The organism is Mesomycoplasma hyopneumoniae J (assembly GCF_000008205.1).
In the GTDB taxonomy this organism is placed as follows: Bacteria; Bacillota_I; Bacilli_A; order Mycoplasmatales; family Metamycoplasmataceae; genus Mesomycoplasma; species Mesomycoplasma hyopneumoniae.
This window is the reverse complement of the sequence record NC_007295.1, coordinates 808,704-831,520: the sequence shown is the minus strand read 5'-3', so window position 1 is coordinate 831,520 and position 22,817 is coordinate 808,704. Positions and strand designations below refer to the sequence as shown.

Below are 22,817 nucleotides of genomic sequence, written 5' to 3'. Positions count from 1 at the left end.
ATAATACAATTTTAACAAAAAATAAGAGGAGAAAATTGAAGAAGAAACTTTTATTACCTTTTTGCACTATTGCAACTTTTATTACCGGAATTCCTTTAATTGTTAGTGCTGCTTGTAGTGAAAACGCTACTCAGGTTACAAAAAATACTCAAAAAATAACTGAAAATAGCGCTCAAGTTAAAGAAAATTCTGAAAAGATTAGGGAAGAATATTTTTCTGTAGTTGAGAAATATTCGGATACCTTAAATGATTTCCAAGCAAAAATAGACAAAATCCGTAAAACTAATCCAAAAAGTGATACAGATGAAATCGCTATAATTATTAGCGAAGCCCAAGCCAAAATTGATCCCCTAATTGATCAGGTCAATTATCTTTTTAAAAAATTGCATGAATTAGAAAAAAAAGAAAATTCAAAACTTAAAACTGTAAAAATTTTTCATACAAACGACGAACACGGTCGCTTAGAATATGATGATAACAAACACAATAATTATTCAGGGATGGATAAAACGGGACAGTACTTGAAAAAATTTAACAAGGATTTACTTTTATCTGCCGGAGATTTAATTCAAGGACTTCCACTTTCGGATACAGATAAAGGTAAGACAATTGCAAAAATTGCCAAATATATAGGCTATGATTCAGTTGCGATTGGAAACCATGAATTCGACTATGGAATTAGACACATTCTTGATCTTGCCGCCGAGGGAAACAAAGATGAATTTAGCCGAAAAATGCCTTTTATTTCCGCTAATGTTTACTGAAGACAACCTTCAGAAGAGGAACTTAAAAATTTAGAATCTACAGATGAAAGAGCCATAAAACCAGCTGAATTTAAACAAGGGAAGCGAGTTTTCCAACCTTATATAATAAAGGAATTAGAAAATGGTCTAAAAGTTGCAGTTATCGGGCTGACAACTCCAGATACAAAAATTACTTCCCACCCAAAAAATTCTTTTTGAGTTGAATTTACCGATCCAGTACCTGAAACCCAAAAGGTAATTAAGGAGATTCAGGAAAAAGATCCTTCAATTTCCTTTATAATTGCTACAACGCACCTAGGTGTTGGGCGCACAGAACATAAATGAACTTCAGATTATCTTGCAGAACAAACCGGAAATGGCCTTGATTTAGTCATCGATGGGCATTCGCATACAAAAATCGAAATTCACAAACCCAAAGAAGATAAAAAAGTTTGGGTAACCCAAACTGAGGCCTATGCAAAATGGCTCGGGGACATTGATTTAGTTTTTGATACTGAAACTGGCGAGATAGTAAAAATTGTACAATCTTTAAGAGATATTAACCAAATCAATATTGTAACCAGAGATTTATCAGAACATTATATCAAAAAACTTCATAAAGTTTATGATGTAGAAAATGATGTAAAAGTATTTAATTCGCCTGGTGTTTTTGAACATGTTCAATCAATTGAGATCAACAAAACTCCTTACTGAATTGGACGGGTAAAACCAACTTCATTAGGGGTAATGACAGCAGATGCCATTGCTTGGGAATATGCAAAAAGTTCAAAAGAACAAGTACAAAGTACGAAAAATGAAATTGCAACACTTGATAATTCCTTAGGACTTATAAACGGTGGTAGTCTTAGAACAGATCTAAAAAGTGGTGAAATCAAAAGAGGAGATGTTTTAGGGGTTAGTCCTTTTGGGAATAGGATTGTAACTATTAAACTAAAAGGAGATACACTTAAAAAAACTCTCGAATACGGACTTTCTATGGGGAAACAAGGCGCATTTGCCCAACTATCTTCAAATATTTCCTATAAAGTCAAAGTTGAAAAAGGGACTGATCCGAAAACCAAAATAGAATCCTGGGTTTGAAAACCAGATACAACATCCTTTAAAATTAATAACAAGCCGATTGATGATAACAAATTTTACTATTTAAGCACAAATGATTATCTTTCAGCGGGCGGGGACGGCTATCAAATGTTAAATCTAGGTAAAAACAGGGATATTGAAAAAGTTTATGAGGGAGTTCAATATATTGATTCTTTAATTAAATATGGTCAATATTTGGACAAATTAACTAAAGATTCAAGTCAAAAAGATCTATTTGCCCACACATTCCAAGAATATTTAAGTTCTGATTTTACAAAAAATCAACAAGTTGAGATTCCTCAAGAAGCTCTAACGAAAAGCTAAAGTCAATCTTAATTATTTTAATTTTTTTAAAAAGACACACTTTTGAGTGTGTTTTTTTATTTTTTTACCTTTTTTTGCAAAAAAAAAAAAAAAAAAAGGTTAAAATTAAAAAGAAAAAACTAGAGATTGATATGAAAAAGATTAAAAATTTTTTATTTTTAGCAATAATTCCCGCTTTTTTCTTTTTAATTTCTTGTAAAAATGATAAAGTGTCGGAAAAACAAATAAGTAACGAAATCAAAGAAACCAAAAAAGAAGAAAAAAACGAAAATATTGATTCAAAAACACAAAAAAAACAAGTAGAGGTTCTTCCTGATAAAAGCCAAGCAAATCCTAATAATAGCTTGCAATTACCAGATGTGTTTCAGCTTCCTCAATTTGCAACTAAGAATTTAAAGGCAAACGAATATCCGTTATTTGCTAAAAAATATAAAGCAGTTGATCCTCAAATTTTGTATAAGGAACTGTACGATCGAACATTTTCAGTAAAATTTGGCATAACATTAGCTAAAGGTGTTAAACTTTATGGTGAACCCGAGGAGAATAAGTTTTTAGCAACTGAAAATGGGACTATTTGACTGTTAGATTATCATAAAAAAGATGAAAATAATTACAAATTATTTTTTGCGACAAATCTGCATGTTGCCTCGCATTTATCCAATACTTTAGATGAAAATCTTGGAAAAAAACTAAATTATGAAGACCCAAGTAAGGATAAAGCAACTTCTATTTCACTAGGAAAATCAATTCAAGCTCCCCAAATTTTCGCAAGCCATAATAATAATTATGATTTTTCGACTAATAAAAATAATCAAGCTAAATTTTATGCCTCAGATGAAAATTTTACAAATGCAAACCGTTCAGGTTTATCAGCTAATTCTACTATAAAAACAACAGCTTTTTCAGCGCCTAAATTAATTTTTGCTGGCTATGATTTTATTAATAGAGATTATATAAAACCCTTTCAAGATGATATAAAAAATAAATCAAAATTGCGACTTGAATATCTAAAATCACAAGTTGAACCAGAGGAAGATTTTACAGAAAGCAAAATTATCAAAAGCAGCTTAGAAAAAGACGAATTTATTCCTTTATATACAGATTTTGCTGTTTTTGAATTAGAAGTTAATTTGGCAAACGCCGATGAAACGCTTAAAGATTGGATAAAAAAAGCAATGGCTGCGTTAGATTCTTATCTAAAACGAAATAAACAAGCTGATCTTCCTAATCAAGATAAAAAAATTTCTTTTTATATGCCAACAATTGATTATGTTACAGCTTCAAAAATGCATGAAAACAAAGAGTTTTTAACTAATTCCAAAAACGTTTATGTTCTGGGCTATCCTGGACTTGATGGTGGAAATTCAGTGCTTACTTGAAATAATCCCATTGAGAGAAACGATAAAACAATGCAATCTTATCATCGATCTCCTGAAAATGCAAACACGTTTGCTATCTCCACTAATGATTATGAAGGGAAAATGTTAAGTTTTAACCTTAACCCATATACAAAAGTTTTTCATCGCCTATTAGGTGATTATTATGGGTTTAATCAGAATATCAAATTTTCCTCCCTTTATTTTGGGGCTTCTGGTTCGCTTGTTTATAACGAATTTGGTCAAATGATTGGGGTTTATAGCGGAGTAGCACTAAGCTCTAACAGGTGGGATTTATTAGCCAGAGCTTCATATACACCATTTTTACTTTCAAAAGATCTTAGCGATGGCGAGAAAACTATCAAGGCTTACAATTTAATTGATGGTTCTAACCTACAAAAGTTCCCGAGTCAAACTCGATCTTATAGACAAAATTTAAAGGAAATTTATCCAAATGGCTTTGAAAATGGCGATCGTAAGACCGCTTTGTTTCCTGATGGAATTTAAGAAAAATTAACCAAATTACTAAAAAAAGGAAAAAATTAGGAAAAAAGCATTATTTTTATTATTTTTTAATAATTTTTCTTTTTTTTCTTAATCTAGTGAAACTACCTGATCAAATTCAGCAAAAACTTCTGAATCAAAGTGATGGGTAATGAAAATTAATGTTAAATTTTTATCCGCAATAAGTTCAGATATGATTTTTACATAACTTTCTTTGTCTAAGTTTGAAAGACCTTCGTCAATTATTAAAATTTCTTTTGGAGAATAAAGTGAGCGTGCAAGGTGGATTTTTTGGATTTGCCCAGTGGAAAAATTATCAACATCAGAATCAATTTTCTTGTCTAAATCAAGGTTTTCAAAATTTACCTTTTCTAATAACGGCCTAATCTCATCTTTTGTTTTCGGTTCCAAAAGCGAAATATTTTCTAGAGTTGATGCATTAATTAAGTCTGAATTGTTGTATACATAATTAATATGGTTATTTATAGAATCAGGATTTATTTTTTTTATATCGTATTTGTTATTTATTAAAATTTGACCTTCAAATTCCTTCTCAATGCCTAATAAAATCCTTGAAAATGTGGACTTTCCAGACCCGTTAGCTCCTTTTAGTAAATATTTTTTACCTTTTTGAACTTCTAAATTTAAATTATTAAATAAAACTCTATCTTCCAATTTATAGTTTAAATTTTTAATACTAATTAAAGAAAAAGTTCCATCTAAATCTTGTAATTGATTTTCAGAATTTTCTACTTTAAATACAAGATCTTGTTTGAAAGACTTAATATTTTTTCAACTTGCTATTAAATTAGGAAATGAATCAAAAAGTTCTTCTATGTTGGAAAAGAAAGAATCAAAACATAGTTGTACTAAACCTACTAAAGAAATATTTGCAAATATTACTTCATTATCTATATTGTTATGAGAATCTCAAAGAGAAAATACAACTATCGATATAGTAAATAAAAACGAAAATAATTTGCTTGTATTCTTATTTACAAAAGAAATAAAAGTTGATAATTTTGAATATTTTTTCTCGTATGTTAAAAGACTTTGATATCTTATATCTATAACATCTTCTAATTTATTAGTTTTATTTAAAACGTATAAAGTTGGTAAATTTTTTAAAAAATCACTTAAAGACGAATTAAATTCTGATTGTTTTTTCAATTTTGTATCCAATAAAGCACTTAATTTTTTGGATAAAAATAATGTATATAAAAAGAAAATTGATAATATTAAAATAGTAACTAAACCTAAGATTCAAGAAAAGTAAAATATAATTCCTAAAGTTATTCCAATAATAGAAATAATTTTGATAATTTTAAACAATTCAGAATAAAAAGTAGAAATAATAGTCTCGGTGGTATTGTTTATTTGTGAATAGTAATAACCAGGTGATTTTTCATTATACTGTTTAAATGTTGCTTTTAGTAAGAAAGACTGGAATTGCTTAAAAAGCTTCATTTTATGATGAATTAAAAAACCTTTAAAATAACCAGTATTTATTATTTCAAAAAATCTTAAAATTAATGAAGTTAAAAGGTAAGATATACTTCAAAACAAAAGAAAAAACCAATTTTCATTGATAATAGAATAAAAAATAAAATAAGGTGAAATAATACTAAAAACATTAAAAGCAATAGTAAATGTTACATTAATTCAGTTTCAAATAATAAATCAAAAATGTCTTGGTGGTTGGTTCATTGCTTTTTCTACAATTCAATAATTTCATCAAATAAATGCTTAATTTCTTTTGGAATATGATGGCTTACGATAAAAACTGTTTTATTTTTCTGTGATAAAAAATCTTTATAAATTTTTAAAACATCATCTTTATATATATTATCAAATGCTTCATCCAAACAAATAATATTTAAATCTTGGTATTCTAATCTTGCAAGTGCAATTTTCTGTTTTTCACCTTCAGATAAAACAGAATTATTTATTTCTTTATTTAAATCTGAAAATTCTAAAATTCCATATTTATTAACCAAAAATTCTAATTTTTTTTTGTTTAAATTCTTATCTCACAAACTTATATTATTCTCTAAAGTATCTTGAAAAATAACATTTTCATTTGTAAGTAAAGCTATATTTTTTCTTAAACTTTCATCTGAAATACTTTTGTATTCTAATTTTTTGTTTATTAGTATTTGACCTTCATAATTAGTGATTAAACCAGAAATTAATTTCAAAAGTGTGGATTTTCCTCTTCCTGAAGGTGATATTATTCCATATTTTTTCGTTGTTAAAAATTCCAGGTTTAAATTTTGAAAAACCATTTCATTTTCATTGTACTTAAAATTTAAATTTTTAATTGAAATGCTTTTTATTTCCTCATTTAATTCTATTTTTGTAGAAGAATTTACTTCTTGTGGAGTAATAAAAATTTCTAAATAAGGTGTAAGAGTTTTAAAGATTAAAGTAAAAGAAAAAACTGAAGAAATTGAAAAAATAAAACTAGTAGTTAAAGAAAATAAACTAATAAAGGATTCTCAAGGAAATGTTTTAGTATATGTTAGAACTGATAAAGTAATTAATGAACTAAATAAGAAAACTGAAAAAATAATTTCCAAAAAATATTGATTGTAATAAAACTGTTTAAGTAATTTAAATTCTTTTGTATATTTATCTAAAACTTGATTTTTTAAGAAGGTTTTAAAAATTTTTCTTTTATTGAAAAAGTAAAATAGTTTGAATAAACTAAAAAATTTGATTTGTTTTTTTGCATTTAAACTTAATATTTTTTCCAATTTTTCTTGTAATTTGTTTAAAACTGAAGAAAACTTTATTAATATAATAATAGAAATAATCAAAGCAACAGCGCAATGTAAAATAATTATTCAAATATTTACTTCTGTCAAAAACAAAAATAAAATAGTAATAGGAATATTAAAAATTGATGAAAAAAGAATAGAATAAATTAATTCATTCATTGAAAAAGCAACTGATAAATTTACATTGTACTTAGAAATATATGAAGTTTTGTTTTCTAAAATATAATCATAAGATTCTTTTGCAATTTTGTTAGTTAAAAAATTAATATTTTTTCTTTTGCTATTGTATAAAACATTATTTGTTTTAAAAATTAATATTAATTCAATGATAAAAAACAAAGCAAAAGATCCAGCTGAAGTACAAATTCAAGTTATAAATTCTGGATTTTGAATTTCTATTTGGTTTTTTATAAATTTTATTAAATAAGAATACGTAAATAAATGAAGATTTAAAAAAGAATACAATAAAAACTTAAGAAAAAAAATAAAAATATTAGATGGTTTATTTAAATTAACAAAATAGTTTATGATACTAAAAAGTTTCATAATTTCCTGAATGCTTTGATTTTATAAATAAATTAATATTAAAAAAATAACAATTAAGTTATTTTTTTAATATAGAAGTTTATAAGTATTTATATGTAATTATTTTATTTTGATTGTAATTGAACCATCATCGTGCTCTGTAATTGTAATTTTTCTTTTCATATTATTCCTTTATTTTGTACTTCTACAATGAATATTATACTACTTTAATTTTTCATCAATCAAATTTCTATTTAAAAATTTTATTAAATAAGTTACTAAAAAAAGTAATTAAATCATCAATTAATAATTGTTATTTTGGTAAAATTATAAAATTATAAAAATATGTAAAGGATGAAGATGAAAATGTTAAAATCAGAATTCAAAGTTGTAGAAAAATTCAGCTCCATTTTAGGACTTAAAAATCAAACAGATGGATCTGTTCCTTTATATAAAAAAGACAAAAATGGTTATCAAGCTACAAAACCTGATGGATACTATTTTTATGATGGTGTTATTTTTATTTTAGATGCAAAAAAAGAGAATGCTAAATTTCAAAATCAATTATTTGATTATATGGAATTAGAAAAACACCAAGATATTATAGGATTTCAATATAATGGAAAAGATTTAAATGTTTATGTTAGAAATGGAAAAAAAGGTAAATTTAAACTTTTACATGAAGAAAAAGAACTTCAAAACCATACATATTACAAAGAAAAATACTTTAAAAATTCTAAAGAAAATAATGAAGAGTTAATAAATCGATTTGCAAAACAACTAGCAAATGCTTTTAGAGAAGCTAAAATTGATAAACAAATGACTGTTCCATTTATTGGTATAGTTATGTTAGCTTACAAATATAGCAATACAAAAAAAAGCATAGAGTTTAACAGAAATTCTACTTCTGCTTTATTAGATAGTATTAAAAATGCTTCTATTGATCAAATTCCTGATTCTGATAATAATACTAATTTAAAATCTAAGCTTCAAAATTTACAAAATTATTTATACAATAGCACATTTAAAACTGTTGATATTTTTGAGTTAAATAATATTGTTGAACTTATTTCAAATGTTTATAACCTTATAAATATTAGTCATAAAAATTATAAAGGTCATGACATAATGAATGCTTTTTTAAAAGTGTTTAGAAAATGAAACTCGGCAGATGCAAAAGAAAAAGGTGAAGTATTTACTCCTGATCATATTGCGCAGTTGATGTATGATTTAATACAAGTAGATGCTATGAATGATGTTGTTTTAGATCCTACATGTGGATCTGGTACATTTTTAACTAATGCAATGGCGAATATGTTTCAAGATGTTTATTCTTTTTTTAAAAATAAAAAATTAAGCAAAGAAAAAGAAGAACAATATTCTAATCAAGCATGTAAAGATATTAAAAATAATAAATTAATAGGTATTGAATTAAATGAATTTAATGCTACTTTAGCTGGAATTAATATGCTTTTACATGGAGATGGAAGTAGTAATATAATTCAAAAGGATTGTTTTAAAGAATTACCTCTTTTAAAAGATAAATATTCTAAAGTTTTAATGAATCCTCCTTTTAGTCAAAAAGAATCAGAACTTAAATTTGTTTATGTGACTCTTGAAAATTTAAAGGAAAAAGGGAAAATTGCTGCTATTGTACCTAAATCTTCTTTAAATGGAAGGGTTAAAGCAAATGTAGAATATTTAAAAAGGATTTTTATGATGGCTAAGGTAAGTCATATAATTTCTTTACCAAGAGATGTATTTCAACCTAATGCAGCAGTAAATACTTCAATTATTGTTCTAGAAAAATATAGTCAAGAAAAAATTAAGAAAATTCAAAAATTAGCCTCAAAAAAGAAGGAAATTGAAGAACATACACAAAATATTTTCTTAATAGATTTTAGTGATGATGGTTTTGTTTATGCTAATGAAAGAAGATATAAAACTGATAAATTTGCTTTAAAAATAAAGGAATTACAAAAAATTTTAAAAGGACAATTTTCTCCTTTACAGGCTTTAGAACGTAATTTAAGATTTGATGAAGAACTTTCTTTTGAAAGATTTAATACTAATAGAACTTTTGATATTGAAGAATCTGTTTTTAAAAAGTATATGAAAGAAAATTTTGCAAGTAAAGTACTCTCTGGAATAGAAAATCAAGTAATTTTAAAGAAAAAAAATTTATCTAAGTACAAAAATATAAAATTTAAATTTTTTGCTATTGATAAAATTTTAGATTTTATTTCTAAAGGAAAACAAAGGCAATCTATAGATAGAAAATTAGAAAATAAATTTGAAAAAGGAATACCAATTATAATTGCTAAAAAAGATAATAATGGAGTTGGTGGTTTACTAGAAAATCATTTAGTAGAAGAAGTTTTTCAAGATAAATTCTGTATTATTAATGGAGGTGACGGCGGCGGAGGTAAAACTTATTATTGTGATTTTAAATTTGGCGCTACCTCTTTTGTAAATATTTGTGATTTAAAAGAAAAATATAGAAATATTTTTAATCAATTTCCTTTATCTAAATTCTATTTAGCCATTGTTATTAGTGAAAGATTATTCAAATCTATTGGGCATGGAAGAGTACAAAAAAATCAAATTCCTTCTATTCAAATAAAATTACCGATAGATCAAAATAATCAAATTCATACTGAATATATGAATGACTTTATTTCTAATTTAGATTTAAAAAATAAGCTTTACTATGAATAAATTTGTAATATATTAATGTTAATTTTTCTTAGTTTATATTTATGAAGATACTAAAAAAATGAAATTAATCGAATTTCACCCGAGTTTCCCACTTTGATGAGATAATTTTAAAAAAGTGTCCGGTTTTCCGCGCTTTTTTAAGTTTTTTGCCAAAAGTTAATTACCTATTTTTTTACTGATTTATTAAGATATTAAAGTAGAAATCATACCTATTTCAAATATTGGGATCACTAGGAACACCATCGCGATTTTTAAATATCATTTGCTGATCTAAAGTGTTAAATTCAACCCTTTGCCTTAATTTTTGCAACATCGTTACTAAACCAACTTCAGTTAATTGACTGTTTGCAAATAACTTGTTATCACTAATATGTTTGTTGATTTTAAAAATTATAGTTTTTAAAATAACTAATGAGATAAAGCACAAAAATGTATGAGCTAGGATATGCTCATCTATTCTTAAAAATACAGGAAAAAATATTATATAAAATTTTTTTAAAATGTAATTAATTTTAATTTATTACGTTTTTTTATTTTTTTTGGTATTTTTTAAAGAATTTAAGAAATAAATTTGTCAAAAAACTCAAAGAACACAACGAAGTTTAAAGTTAATTTGCAATTATGTAATTTAAAATTTACCACCAAATTTTTTGAGTAAAATCTAAGTAACATTTTAATATAAAAAAATAAAAACCGCTTTTTCATTTTTAAAGCCTTTTGAACTAAAATTATATGTAATTTTAAACATTTAGGTTAATAACTTGATCAAAAAGATTTAGATTTTCATTATTTAAATGATGAGTTATCAAAATTATTGTTAAATCCTTATTTTCAAGTAATTTAAGTAGAATTTTATCATAATTTTCTTTATCTAAATTCGAAAGCCCCTCGTCAATTATGAGAATTTCTTTTGGAGAATAAAGCGAGCGTGCGAGGTGAATTTTTTGGATTTGACCTGTTGATAAGCTATTATTTTCGTCTAGAGAATCCTGTAAACTAAAATTTTGAAGGTTTATATTTTCTAAAATTTCTTTTGGATTCTTATTTTTTTCAGGCTCTAGCAGCGAAATATTTTCTAAAATAGTTCCGTAAATAATACCTGGGTTATTATAGACATAATTAATGTGATTATTTAAAGAAAAAGGGGAAAGATCTTTGATATCAAAATGATTATTCACTATTATTTTCCCTTGAAATTCTTTTTCAACTCCTAATAAAATTCGGGCTAAGGTAGATTTTCCAGAACCATTTACTCCTTGAATTATGTATTTTTTCCCTTTTTCAATTTTAAAAGTTAGGTTATTAAACAATTTTCTATCGGGTAGATAAAAGTTTAAATTCTCAATTAAAATTGAAGAAATTTCTCCTTCTAAATTTTGTAAATTTTCTTCTAAATTTTCAACTTTAAGTTTGTTTTTTTGCTCAAAATTTTTAATATTTTTTCATCCCGAAATTATTGCTGGGTAGTTATTAAAAAGTGTTTTTGCATTTGCAAAAAACTCACTAAACGATAATTGCACTAAAACAATTAAAGATATATTTGCAAAAACAATTTCAGAGCTATTATTATTTTTATAATAAAGTGTCCAAAATGCAATTCCAATTGTGATTATTGCGGAGAAAAAATTATTGGAATATTCATTAAAAAATGAAATTAAGTCGGAAAATATACCATATTTTTCTCTAGTTATTCAATTTTTCTTGTTTCTTTTATTAATTATAAATTCGAATTTATCATCAGAATTTAAGGTTTTTAATTGCGGCAAAGTTAAAAGATAAGTGCTTAAAGAATTGTTAAAATCCGAAATTGCTTGCAATTTTGCGGATTGAAGTTTGGTTAATTTTTTAGATAGTAAAGAAGTTGTAATTACAAAAAAGGTTATAACACCGACAATAATTAACGCTAAAATCCAGTTTATATAAAAAAATAAACCTAAAGTCATCAAAATTATGGAAAGAGTTTGCAAAAAGGACAATAAATTTGCATAAAATTGTGAAACGCTTTTTTCTATTGTATTTTCAATTTCCGAATAGTAAAACCCACTTGAATTTTCGTTATATTTTTTGTAAGTCGTTTTTTCCAAAAAATTTGTTATTTTTTCGGCAAGTTTCATCTTATGAAAGATCAAAAACCCTTTAAAATATGCTTGATTCATAAAATCTAAAAAGATATTAAAAATTCTAACCCCTAAAAAAGATGTTGTGGCTACCCAAAAAAAAGTTAAATTTTCATTTAGAATAAAAGTAAAAATAAAATAAGGAGCAACAATGAGATAAATTTTAAAAAAAATCGTAAAAATCAAATATAATCAATTTCAAAGGATAAATTTGAAATGTTTTGTAGATTTTACCATAAATTCCTCCTTAAATTTCAATTATTTGGTCAAACATCGGTTTTATTTTTTCAGGAATGTGGTGACTTGCGATAAAAATTGTTTTATTCGGTTTTGAAAGTAAATCACTGTAAATTTCAAAAGCATCTTCCTTGAAAATGTTATCAAGAGCTTCATCTAAACATCAAATATCTAAATTTTTGTACTCTAATCTGGCCAATGCAACTTTTTGTTTTTCGCCCTCAGATAAATTTTTTGAGCTAATTTCAGTTTCTGGTTTTGAAAAATTATCAATTTTATACTTTTTTATTAAAGAATTTAGCAAATCTAAATCGGGATTTTTATCTCATAAAGTTATGTTGTTTGCCAAAGTGTCTTCGAAAATTATGTTTTCATTTGTTGTTAGTGCAATATGTTTTCTTAACTGTTTTGGTTCTAATTCCTTATATTCAATTGAATTATTAATTAAAATTTTACCTTCATAATTAGTTAAAACTCCGGAAATTAACTTTAAAAGTGATGATTTCCCTTTTCCTGAAGGTGAAATTATCGCATATTTTTTGTTTTTTTCAAAACTTAGGTTTAAATTTGAAAAAACGCGGGTTTCGGGGCTGTAACTAAAATTTAAATTTTGTAAATTTATTTCTGAAATTAATTCTTGCAAAACTATTTTTTTTTCATTTTTAGTATCTATTTTCTCGAAAATTTTATTAACATATGGATTTAATGCTTGTGCTGTTAATAAATAGGTGAAAAAACTTGAAAATCCTGTTACCATTACCAAATTCATACTAAACAAGGAAATAAATAAGGTAACATCGAATGTTTTATAATATGTTAAAATCGACAAAGTTATAGAATTACTAAGAACAAAAAATAAAAAACCGGAATTAAGTAAAAAAGTTTTATATTGAAAATTTTTCAGTAGACCAAATTCGCGGGAATATTTTTCCAATAATTGTGATTTAAGATATTTAGTAAAAACATTTCTTTTATTGAAAAAGTAAAACAAATTAAATAACCCGAATAATTTAATTTGTTTTCCGGCATAACTTTGAAAAAGTTGTTGGATTTTATTTTGTAATTTTGTAATTAACGGTGAAAATTTAAATAATAAAATCACACTTATGGTGGCACCAAGTGTCGAGTGTAAAATTAAAATTCAAGATTTAGTGCTTAGTAAAAAAATAAATATAGTGCTGGAGATAATATAAATAACACCCTTAAATAAATGGCTATAAATTGTCATACTAAGCGAATTTGTAAGATCTAAATTCAGATTGTAAAAAGATATATAAGTTTCCTTATTTTTTAATATTTCTTCGTATGTTTTTTTTCTTATATTTTCTGATAATCTATTGGTGTTTTTTTTAAAAATTTTAAAGGTGGTCTTATTTGAGTGATAAACATAGATAAGTTTAAAAATAATAAAAAAAACAAAAGAAAGGCTGCTAATTAAAAGTCACAAAATAAAATTTTTGTCTTGAATTGGCACCTTTTTTTTGACAAAGCCAAGGATAAAAGAGTAGGAATAAAAGTGTAAATTTAAGAGAGTCAAAAAAATAATTTGTAGTAAAAAAATTATGAAATTATTTTTTTTATCTTGTTTTAAAATTTGAATAGTATTTTGAAATAATTTCATTATTTTTCTTTATATTAAGGTTAAAAAAATTCATAAAAATATAAAAATAAAATTAAGAAACTATTTTCTAATATAAAAATTATATAATTTTTATATTAGAAAATTCTTCTGTTTGTAGTTGTTTTGAAAATTTAGTTTTTTTTAAAATTTGCATATTTTATGACTTTTATTGGGAAAAATTATATATTTATTTGTTTTTAGCAATTAATAAATATAAATTATAATGAACAACAAAAGGGTGATTGTGTGTGTGAATTATTAATTAACCTTATTTTCCGCCGTTTGTTGTTATAATTATTATAATAACAGTTTTTTCATTTGTCACCATAATTTGGTCTCCTTTCAGTTTTTATATTAAACATTATAATTATACTTTTTTTTAAAAAAAGTATAATTATTTTATAAGTAGTGGTGAATTTTCATCTTTAAATAATAAAAACTCTTATTTTTTGTTTGGAAACTCTGATGCTGTTTTTAAAAATTTACTATCAACTTCTTAAAATTAATATAAATGTAAATAATTTCATTTGCTAAAAAAATTTTTTAAAAAATGAAATTATTTACAGAAAACGTGGAATAATTTATGAAAATTTTCTTTTTTTCTGGGTTTTTTTAAATAATTTTATCTCTATTTGCTTATATAATTTAGTTTATGTCAAAATCTGAATTAAAGCCTTTTGTAAAATGGGTTGGTGGGAAAACTCAGTTAATTAATGTAATTTTGTCTTTGCTTCCCAAAAATTTTAATTCATATATCGAGCCTTTTTTAGGTGGTGGAGCTTTATTTTTAAAATTACAACCTGAAAATGCTATTGTTAATGATATAAATTCCGAATTAGTTAATTCCTGGAAGCAAATCAAAATTAATTTAGATACTTTAACAAAGCAGTTAGAAATTTATAAAAGTCTTCATTCTAAGGAGTTTTTTTACAAATTAAGGTCTGAAATTCCTGAAAATAGCATAAAAAAAGCAGCCAGATTTATTTATTTAAATAAAACCTGTTTTAACGGATTATACCGTGTGAATTCCAAAGGCGAATTTAATGTGCCTTTTAATAATGCAGAAATTATAAATTCTACTATATTTGATTTTAAAAATTTAAATAATATTTCTTCATTTTTAAATGAAAATTCTATAGAAATTTATAATAAAAATTATCTTGAAATTTTATCGCTAGCAAAAGAAAATGACTTTGTTTTTATAGACCCTCCGTATGATTCAGAAAACGATAATTCATTTACAAATTATGATAGAAATGGCTGGAAAAAACAAGATACATTGGAGCTTATTGATACTTTAAAAAAATTAAATGCTAAAAAAGTTAAGTGAATGTTTACAAATCATTCTACCTCTTTAGTTTTAAATAATTTAAAAGAATTTAGTATTTTTCAAATACCGGTTAACAGATTCATAAATTCTAATAGCCAGGATAGAATTCTGGCTGCAAATGAGGTAATTATTATAAATTATAAGGTAGATGACGGCGCATTAATTAACTATGAATTTGAAGTATTTTTTAAGTCTCTAAGAAATACTTCTTATATTTTAAAGGATTATGTTTCCTGAAATAAAATTAATAAAATAAGTCTTTCTTTAAAAGATTTAGAGATATTTGAGAAATTAAAATCAGATAATATTTTTGATTTTAATATAAAACTAAGAAGTGTTTTTAAGGAAAATGTCTCTATTTTTCAGTATCTGCCTTTGTTTCTAGCTAAAAAAGTTCAAAAAAATTCTTCATTTTTTTATATAGATGATGCTTTTAATGAAAAAAAATTTCAATGAGATAATTTTAATTCTTTATACGAATTTCTAAACCTAACAGGTTTGGTCAATCAAATATTTATAAATCCGGAAATCAAATCAATTTCTAATTATTTATTTGGAATCGAAGTAGGGTTATCAAGTAATGATAAAAAAAATAAAAGTGGTAAATTTATGGAATTTCAAGTGGAAAATTTATTAAAAAAATACCAAATTACTTATAAAAAGCAGGAAAAAATAACCGAATTAAAAAAACTTTTTGATTTTGTTTTTATGCTAAATCAAAAAGTTTTTGTAGTTGAGACAAATTTTTTTAATTCTTCTGGGTCAAAATTTAATTCGGAAATTGAAAGATTTAAAGCTTTAGCAGAAAAAGCAAAAAAATTTAATTTTGAATTTATTTGAATAACTGATGGTACAGGACTTCGTTTAGAGAAAGAAAAATTACGAAGTTTTTTCCATAATCATTTTCTTTTTAACTTATTTACATTTGAATTATTTCTAAAATCAGAGATAGCAAAACAAAATAAGCTTTAAATTTTTGTTTTAGTTTAATTATTCGGGCTTATTTTTGTGTATTTGAATTTGAATTATTAAATTTATAATCGGCCGGAATTTCTTTTACCCCGTTTTTAAATAAATTTGTTTTAAATTCGCTACCATAAATAGTTTCAAGAGCTTGTCGAAACGAAGTTTTTTGATCCTTACCTCCGCCATAAATTAAATCATATTGGGGAAGATTATATTTTCCATATAAACCCTTATAGTCAAATCCTTCCGATCTAAAAGCGACCGCAAGCCCTGTTTTTGCCGTCTGATTTGAAACAAAATAAATACCGACAAGTTCATTATTTTGATTCCGAATAGACGATCCTGAGGCCCCCCCATGTGGAGCAAAATGTCTAGGAATATAATAAAGTCCATAACCAAGATAAGCTTTTTGATTTAAAACATCGAGTTCGCCAAGGTCTTTGATTATTTTTTTCCCGTTTTCGATTACTTCTTTTTTTACCTGTTTTTTATGGACAGGATCAGCCATAATTGTCGATTTACTAAGTTCTTTGCCAACCTTTGGGACTGTAATAAAACCATCAGCAAGTCCAGGTTTATCAGCAAAACTACGATAACCAATATTTAAAGAAAAATAATTTCCTTTATTTGCATTATCTTGCGATTTTGATTCAGGATTATTCTCATCGCTGGCTAAATTATTATAAAAAGAAGACTCAGAATTCATTCAGAGAGAATATCCGATTTTTGAGTGATTATAATCATAGGAATCCTGATATTTATCAAGGAAAAAATCACCAGTTGCCTGCGGGTATCCGACAATAAAAAGTTGGTCAGTATTTTCTTTTTTGGAATTATCAGTTGTTGCTAATTTTGTATCCGCTTTTTCATAATTTTTAAGATAGGAAGTTTTTAAGAATTTGATATGATCTTCTTTTTTATTATAATAGTCATTGGTGATTGCTTTGATAAAGTCATTACGGGAAGAATATTGATCGGGAACTTTGAATTTGGAAAAATCAACTTCAAGGACAGCAAAATCAGCAAATTCTTCAATATCCTTATATTTTTCATTTTTTTTATCAGCTTCTGATAAAAAATCTTTTGGCGAAGTTGTCATAAAATCGGTTGCTCGATAGATGATTCTAATTCCAGGAATTCCATAACCATCAGGGGAGATATACTCAGCAGTTTTATTTTGAGGATTATCAGTTTTAGCATTTTGCTCTAAATTTTCTCGGGAAAAACTAGCTGTTAAATAAGATTCATCACTTGCCCCTTTTGCAGTTTTTAGTTTTGTTCTAATTCCAACTTCCGGTTTTAAAATAGTCATGCTAAAATGACTTGCATTTTTTTTATAAGATTCAACTACGTGATTATTTGTTCCAAAATATCATTTAGTTGGTTGCTGACTTGAATCAGTTGGAGGGGCAAAATCAAGAATTCACATTGTTCCCCGGCTTGTTTGCTGCATCGGGTTAGCCCCAATTCTTTGCCCTTCAAGAAAAGGTTTTATATATTCAGCTCCAACATCATCAATTGTTGCTGGCCAAGCAAAATAAACTGAATAAGTTTGTAGGGCTGCTTTTTTATATTTTTCATTTGGGATATAGCGGGCAAGTCCGCTTGCTTGATTCTCATTTCGGTTGATTAGATCTCATCAGGCTGGCCCTTTAGGAATTTCATCGCGATCTAAAAGTTTAAGACCTTCAACATTACCATTAGCATCATAGACTGGCATTGTAAAGCCTTTTTTTAGGGCATCTTCGTAGCTATCAAGTTTAAGTTCTTTTGCTTTTTCATTATATTTATTAATTTGTTCTTGATTTCTTTTTACTTCAGGGCGCCAAGATTTAATATCAAAATAAGGTAATCCAGAGATATATGCGAGTTGTTTTTCAAGAGTTTCCATGTATTTTTTTGCATCATATGTATATCTTTGATAATTATTTTTGGCAAAATATTGACTTCATTCATTATCAGAATCAGGTGCAAAACGTTTGCCATAATTAAAGTTAATTTCACTACTTCGTGATTTTCGAAATCCTGAAATTGGCACATCCTTTTCAAGGACAATTTCAGGATTTTTCTTTGAAGAAATTTTTAGATTAAAAATTAGGGCCCCTTCATTTAAACTAGTTTCAAAATCACTATTAAGATATTTTTTATTTAAAACTTTAATATCAATTAATTTTTGATCATCTTCATTTGGAGTTTCAAATTCAAGTCTGGAAAAATCATTACCAACTGATTCAATGGTTAAATTTTCAAAATTAGTAGACCCATCAATTTTTTTTAGAATAATTGGTAGTTTATCTAAATTTTCCTTGGAGATTTCTTGATCTTTTAGAATTGAAGGTGCAGGTTTTTGCTCTTTTTTGTCTAAATCTTGACCGTTTTGATCTAAAGAATCCTTATTTTCTTGTTGTTTTTGGCTAGAACAAGCAGCTGAGATCAAAAAAGGGAATGAAAAAATACTAGGAATTATCCAGTTTTTTGTTAGTAAAAGTTTAAAATTTGCCTTCTTTTTCATAATTATTACCTAATTAATTAAATTTAATCTGCGAAGTTGCTGACTGATCAACTTGAAATCCGGCTGAACTAAGCGAAGCAGCAAGCGCAGAATTGTTAGGGTCGACAATTATTCTTTGATCAGTAAAAATTTTTGTATCATCATGTTTTTGTCGACCATTTTCTAAAAGAATGCGGAGATTAGTTGCCCCTTGAGAAGTTAGAGTCCCATTTCCTGTAACTTTAATCCGTTTTGTTGCTGAATTATTTGCAAAGAAAATTTTTGGTTTTGGTCGCATCATCGGGTGGGTATCAAGGACATCAAACTGGGCATGATTTAGTTCATCAACTGGAATTTCAAAATTTTCTGAGTCATTATAAAGGCCAATTCGAGTTAGTCTTCTTGGTTTTGAATTTGTAGATTTTTGCTGATCAGAGAAAATTAGACCTTTAAGTGATTTCATTTTTTTGACCCTTGTAAGATCAAGTCCGGTTGGATAAGAATTCTCGGATTCTTTAATATCCGGACTTAGGCCAGGACCCCAGCTACCTTGGAAAACTTTTTCATTATTTCTAGTTCAGTAAGCCATTCTTAGACCATCATTTATCCTTTTATAATCCCCATTTCCTTGATAGTCACTATCATCAAAAGCTAATGAATTAAAAGTAATTCTAGTTGCAACTTTAGCTCCTGGAGCATAATCAAAACTAACATTATAATCGTTTGTATTATATCAGGCCGTGTTTTTTAGGGCTCAAGGATTAATTGCTCAGTCATCAGAAAGTGAATTTCCTTCGGTATAAATTGAAAGTTCATCAATTTTTTTATTTTCTAAAGCTAAAAGGGCGGAGGTATTTGTATTATCAAATAAAAGTTCAAGTTGGGGTAAATTTTCTGGGAGAGTTTCTAGAATATCCTTGAATTTCTGGTTTGCATCGTTTTTTCCAATATGAAAAAAACGATAAGAGGTGATTTGTTTTCCATCTTTTTTAAGATCTTCGATTAGTTTTTTTGTTTTTTTATACCCTGATTCATTTGAAAAATCAATTGTGATTACTATCCCTTTATCGCGAGCAGTTTGGGCAGTATTATCTGTATTTTTGGTCAGCTCGGCAATTTCGATTCCATCTGATTTAGATACAGAATATTTTGCATATTCTTGCGAAGAAGTAATATCTTTTTTAGTTCATCCTTCATAAGTTCCATCAAGAATTTGGCCCCCAGATCTTCATCAATAACTTCCATAACCAAAAGCTCGTCTGGTTTCATTATCTTTTTTATAGACTGAAGTTACTTGATTAATCAAAGGTGATCAAGAATTTGACCTTAGTGTACCTTCAGCATCAACGGAAATATTGGAATTATCCGGATTGATTGTAAATCCTTTTGAAAGATAGTCATCATTTTCTTTTGAATTTTTAACAAATTTAGAATAATCAAGATAATAAATTAACTTGGCATATTTAGTATTTTTTGCATCTTCTTTTAATTGTTTTGCTGCTTCTTGTTTTTTGATTGCCTCATTATATTTTAATTGTCAATCACGTAGTTTTATTTTATTTTCTTCGGTAAAAGTTTCTTTTCCTGAGCCATCAAATCCAGTTCTTGGGGGTCTTTCATTATAGATTTTTTGGACTTCTGCTTCAGCTTTACGGATTTCAATTTCGGCTTTGGCAAGATCAGATTCATATTTGCTTTTGATATCCGGATATTTATTATAACCTTCTTGGGTTAGAAAATCTCTTACTTTATCGCCATTTTCAAATAATTCCCGCCATTTTAAAAACATATTTTTATAATAATTTTCATAATTTTGGGCAACAACTGCAGCAACTTTATCATCGCCTTGAGCGATTGTATCAGCATAAATACTAAAAGCTGAGCCTTGAACGGAATTTTTAAGAGCCTGGGCTGCATTTTTTCTGTTTGCTTCCCGAATTTCAGGGGTAACTTCAATACTTAGAACTTCATCAACAACTTGGGCCTGGTAAGGTTTGCGATTAGCTAAGCCATTTTGGACATCATAAGTTGAATACTGGCGATTTGGTTTTTTCTTGACATAAGCTTTAACTTTTAGGCCTGATCAATCAAGGGTGACATATCCATATTCGGCATCAACACGTTTTGGTGTCTCAGTTTGGGTCTGTTCTGGATTTTGGCTTGTTTGCGTTTTTGGGGTAGTAATTAGATCAAAACTTTCTTTTTCAGCTTCTGGTTTTATTTCTTCTTTTTGGATTTGTTGTGGTTTTATGTCCTCTTTTTTTTCTTCAAGAGGTTTGATTAGATCCGCTTTTGGCTGACTTTTTTTAAGCGGGTCAAATTCTGAATTTGTTACAGGGGAATAAAAACTTAGATCATTTGGATCGTTTTTAGCAACACTTGAAGGAGCTTTGGAATTATAACTAATCTGTGAATTAAAGCGAAAAAAATTACTAAACTGGGGATTAGCAAAAAAACTCATTCCGGCTGCAATTACAGCAACTGTAAGTCCGGTAAGGACAATTTTTTTTCTTTTCGATAAATAAAACAGCATAATTTTCTCCTTTTTTTCTGTCAGCCGCTTAATTTTCCTTATTTATATTATATATTGAGATATAATTCTACCACAGATTCATAAAAATTTTTTTAATTTTTAAATTTTTTATGGTATAATTGAGATTTTTTAACTTAACCAGAAACAAAAATTTTTGCTATTTGGATAAGTTGCTTTTCATTTAAACTACTTATTATATAATATAAATAAAAAAATTTCTACTTTAAATTAAGAATAAATAAATTTTACCTGTAAAAAAAAAAAAAAAAAAAAGCAAAAAAAAAAAAAAAAAAACTTTTTTTATTTTCGCTTTCTGGTATAATTCAAAAACGCAATACATAGAGATAATAACTGCCGGTGTGGCTTAATTTGTTATTTGAATGTATCTTTCAGTATTGCCCCTTATTTTTTTAAAGAAAGGAGAGCAAAATTGAATAGTTTTCGTAAAAGAAAAGTTGAAATTGTCGCTGAAATTGATAGTTTATTAAAAAATTCTTCATCATTGGCAATCGTTGAATACCGCGGACTGACTGTTAATGAATTAGAACAATTACGTAAAGAATTTAAATCCGCGGGCGTTCTTTCAAAAGTTTATAAAAATCGGCTTTTTAAAATAGCTGCTGAAAACAACGGTTATTTAGATTTACAAACTGATTTAGTTGGTCCAAATTTATTCGCTTTTGGAACAACAGATGCAATAGCCCCAGCAAAAATAATTGCTAAAAATGCCAAAGAACAACCACTTTTAATTCTAAAAGGTGGAATTTATGACAATCAAGTTGTCAGCGCCGCAGAAAATGCATTAATTTCCGCGCTTCCAAGTTATACAGAAGCACTAACAATGTTAGCTTCTGGTCTTCAAAGTCCATTAAAACAACTCGCTTTTGGACTTAAATTATTAATCGATGAACAAAAAATAACTGCCTAGAAAGGGAAAAAATGGCTAAAATTACAAAAGAACAATTTATTGAATCATTAAAAGAAATGACCATTAAAGAAGTAATGGAATTTGTTGATGCACTTAAAGAAGAATTTGGAGTTGATCCATCAGCAGTTGCAGTAGCTGCAACTCCAGTTGCTACCGAAGAGGTAAAAACCGAAGTAAAATTAACACTCAAAGCTGCCGGACAACAAAAAGTTGCTGTAATTAAAGTAGTAAAAGATCTTTTAGGTCTAAGTCTAATGGATGCAAAAAAACTTGTTGATGCAGCCCCTTCAGTTCTCAAAGAGGCAATAAAACCTGAAGAAGCTGAAGAATATAAAGCAAAATTAGTCGCAGCGGGAGCAGAAGTTTCGATTGACTAATTTTTTCTTAGAAAAATTAGTTCTTAATTAAAATTCAAAAAGGTGTTTTAAACACCGTTTTTGTTTATTTTTTTATTTTTTTATTTTTCTATAAAAAAATATCCCAATAAAATTTTTCTTTAATTTTTTTGGATTAAATTATAAAA

The 22,817-nt window shown here is 26.4% G+C and carries 12 protein-coding genes and 1 pseudogene; 6 read left to right on the top strand and 7 right to left on the bottom strand.

Annotated features, from left to right (window positions below):
- The first annotated feature begins 35 nt into the window (after window positions 1-35).
- Window positions 36-2,168, top strand: coding sequence for a bifunctional metallophosphatase/5'-nucleotidase (locus tag MHJ_RS03340; protein ID WP_044284726.1), 2,133 nt, complete (start codon window positions 36-38; stop codon window positions 2,166-2,168).
- A gap of 131 nt (window positions 2,169-2,299) precedes the next feature.
- Window positions 2,300-4,051: an MIP family Ig-specific serine endopeptidase gene (locus MHJ_RS03335; RefSeq protein WP_237697220.1), complete on the top strand. Its 1,752-nt coding sequence runs from the start codon at window positions 2,300-2,302 to the stop codon at window positions 4,049-4,051.
- Window positions 4,052-4,138: 87 nt separating this feature from the next.
- Here the strand turns inward: MHJ_RS03335 and MHJ_RS03330 are convergent, their stop codons facing one another.
- Complete coding sequence (locus MHJ_RS03330; protein WP_044284725.1) at window positions 4,139-5,755, bottom strand: ATP-binding cassette domain-containing protein; 1,617 nt, start codon at window positions 5,753-5,755, stop codon at window positions 4,139-4,141.
- A gap of 8 nt (window positions 5,756-5,763) precedes the next feature.
- Window positions 5,764-7,374 (bottom strand): ATP-binding cassette domain-containing protein, encoded by a 1,611-nt coding sequence (locus MHJ_RS03325; protein ID WP_044284724.1) that lies wholly within the window; start codon window positions 7,372-7,374, stop codon window positions 5,764-5,766.
- Window positions 7,375-7,713: 339 nt separating this feature from the next.
- Here MHJ_RS03325 and MHJ_RS03320 point away from each other — a divergent pair, with 339 nt between their 5' ends.
- Window positions 7,714-10,071 (top strand): HsdM family class I SAM-dependent methyltransferase, encoded by a 2,358-nt coding sequence (locus MHJ_RS03320; protein ID WP_237697219.1) that lies wholly within the window; start codon window positions 7,714-7,716, stop codon window positions 10,069-10,071.
- A 172-nt stretch (window positions 10,072-10,243) separates the two neighbouring features.
- On the opposite strand, the pseudogene MHJ_RS03750 reads toward MHJ_RS03320, so the two are convergent.
- The 3 genes and pseudogenes from MHJ_RS03750 to MHJ_RS03310 all read right to left on the bottom strand — a co-directional run.
- A pseudogene (locus MHJ_RS03750) lies at window positions 10,244-10,546 on the bottom strand (IS1634 family transposase); the annotation flags it as partial.
- A 265-nt stretch (window positions 10,547-10,811) separates the two neighbouring features.
- Entirely contained in the window at window positions 10,812-12,425 is a 1,614-nt protein-coding gene (locus MHJ_RS03315; RefSeq protein WP_011284352.1) for an ABC transporter ATP-binding protein, read from the bottom strand.
- A gap of 10 nt (window positions 12,426-12,435) precedes the next feature.
- The gene (locus MHJ_RS03310; protein WP_237697218.1) at window positions 12,436-13,527 is read right to left on the bottom strand and encodes an ATP-binding cassette domain-containing protein; all 1,092 of its coding nucleotides are present in this window, start codon (window positions 13,525-13,527) and stop codon (window positions 12,436-12,438) included.
- 1,171 nt (window positions 13,528-14,698) lie between these two features.
- Here MHJ_RS03310 and MHJ_RS03305 point away from each other — a divergent pair.
- The gene (locus MHJ_RS03305) at window positions 14,699-16,348 is read left to right on the top strand and encodes a DpnII family type II restriction endonuclease (RefSeq protein WP_011284350.1); all 1,650 of its coding nucleotides are present in this window, start codon (window positions 14,699-14,701) and stop codon (window positions 16,346-16,348) included.
- A gap of 28 nt (window positions 16,349-16,376) precedes the next feature.
- Here MHJ_RS03305 and mip read toward each other — a convergent pair whose 3' ends face one another.
- Both mip and MHJ_RS03295 read right to left on the bottom strand, forming a co-directional pair.
- Window positions 16,377-18,854 (bottom strand): Ig-specific serine endopeptidase MIP, encoded by a 2,478-nt coding sequence (gene mip, locus MHJ_RS03300; protein ID WP_044284722.1) that lies wholly within the window; start codon window positions 18,852-18,854, stop codon window positions 16,377-16,379.
- A gap of 13 nt (window positions 18,855-18,867) precedes the next feature.
- The gene (locus MHJ_RS03295; RefSeq protein ID WP_044284721.1) at window positions 18,868-21,366 is read right to left on the bottom strand and encodes a putative immunoglobulin-blocking virulence protein; all 2,499 of its coding nucleotides are present in this window, start codon (window positions 21,364-21,366) and stop codon (window positions 18,868-18,870) included.
- A 430-nt stretch (window positions 21,367-21,796) separates the two neighbouring features.
- Between MHJ_RS03295 and rplJ the strand changes: the two genes are divergently transcribed.
- Window positions 21,797-22,294: a 50S ribosomal protein L10 gene (gene rplJ / locus MHJ_RS03290; protein ID WP_011206469.1), complete on the top strand. Its 498-nt coding sequence runs from the start codon at window positions 21,797-21,799 to the stop codon at window positions 22,292-22,294.
- 11 nt (window positions 22,295-22,305) lie between these two features.
- A complete protein-coding gene (gene rplL, locus MHJ_RS03285; protein ID WP_011206468.1) occupies window positions 22,306-22,671 on the top strand; it encodes a 50S ribosomal protein L7/L12 in 366 nt (121 codons plus the stop codon).
- Window positions 22,672-22,817: the final 146 nt, after the last annotated feature.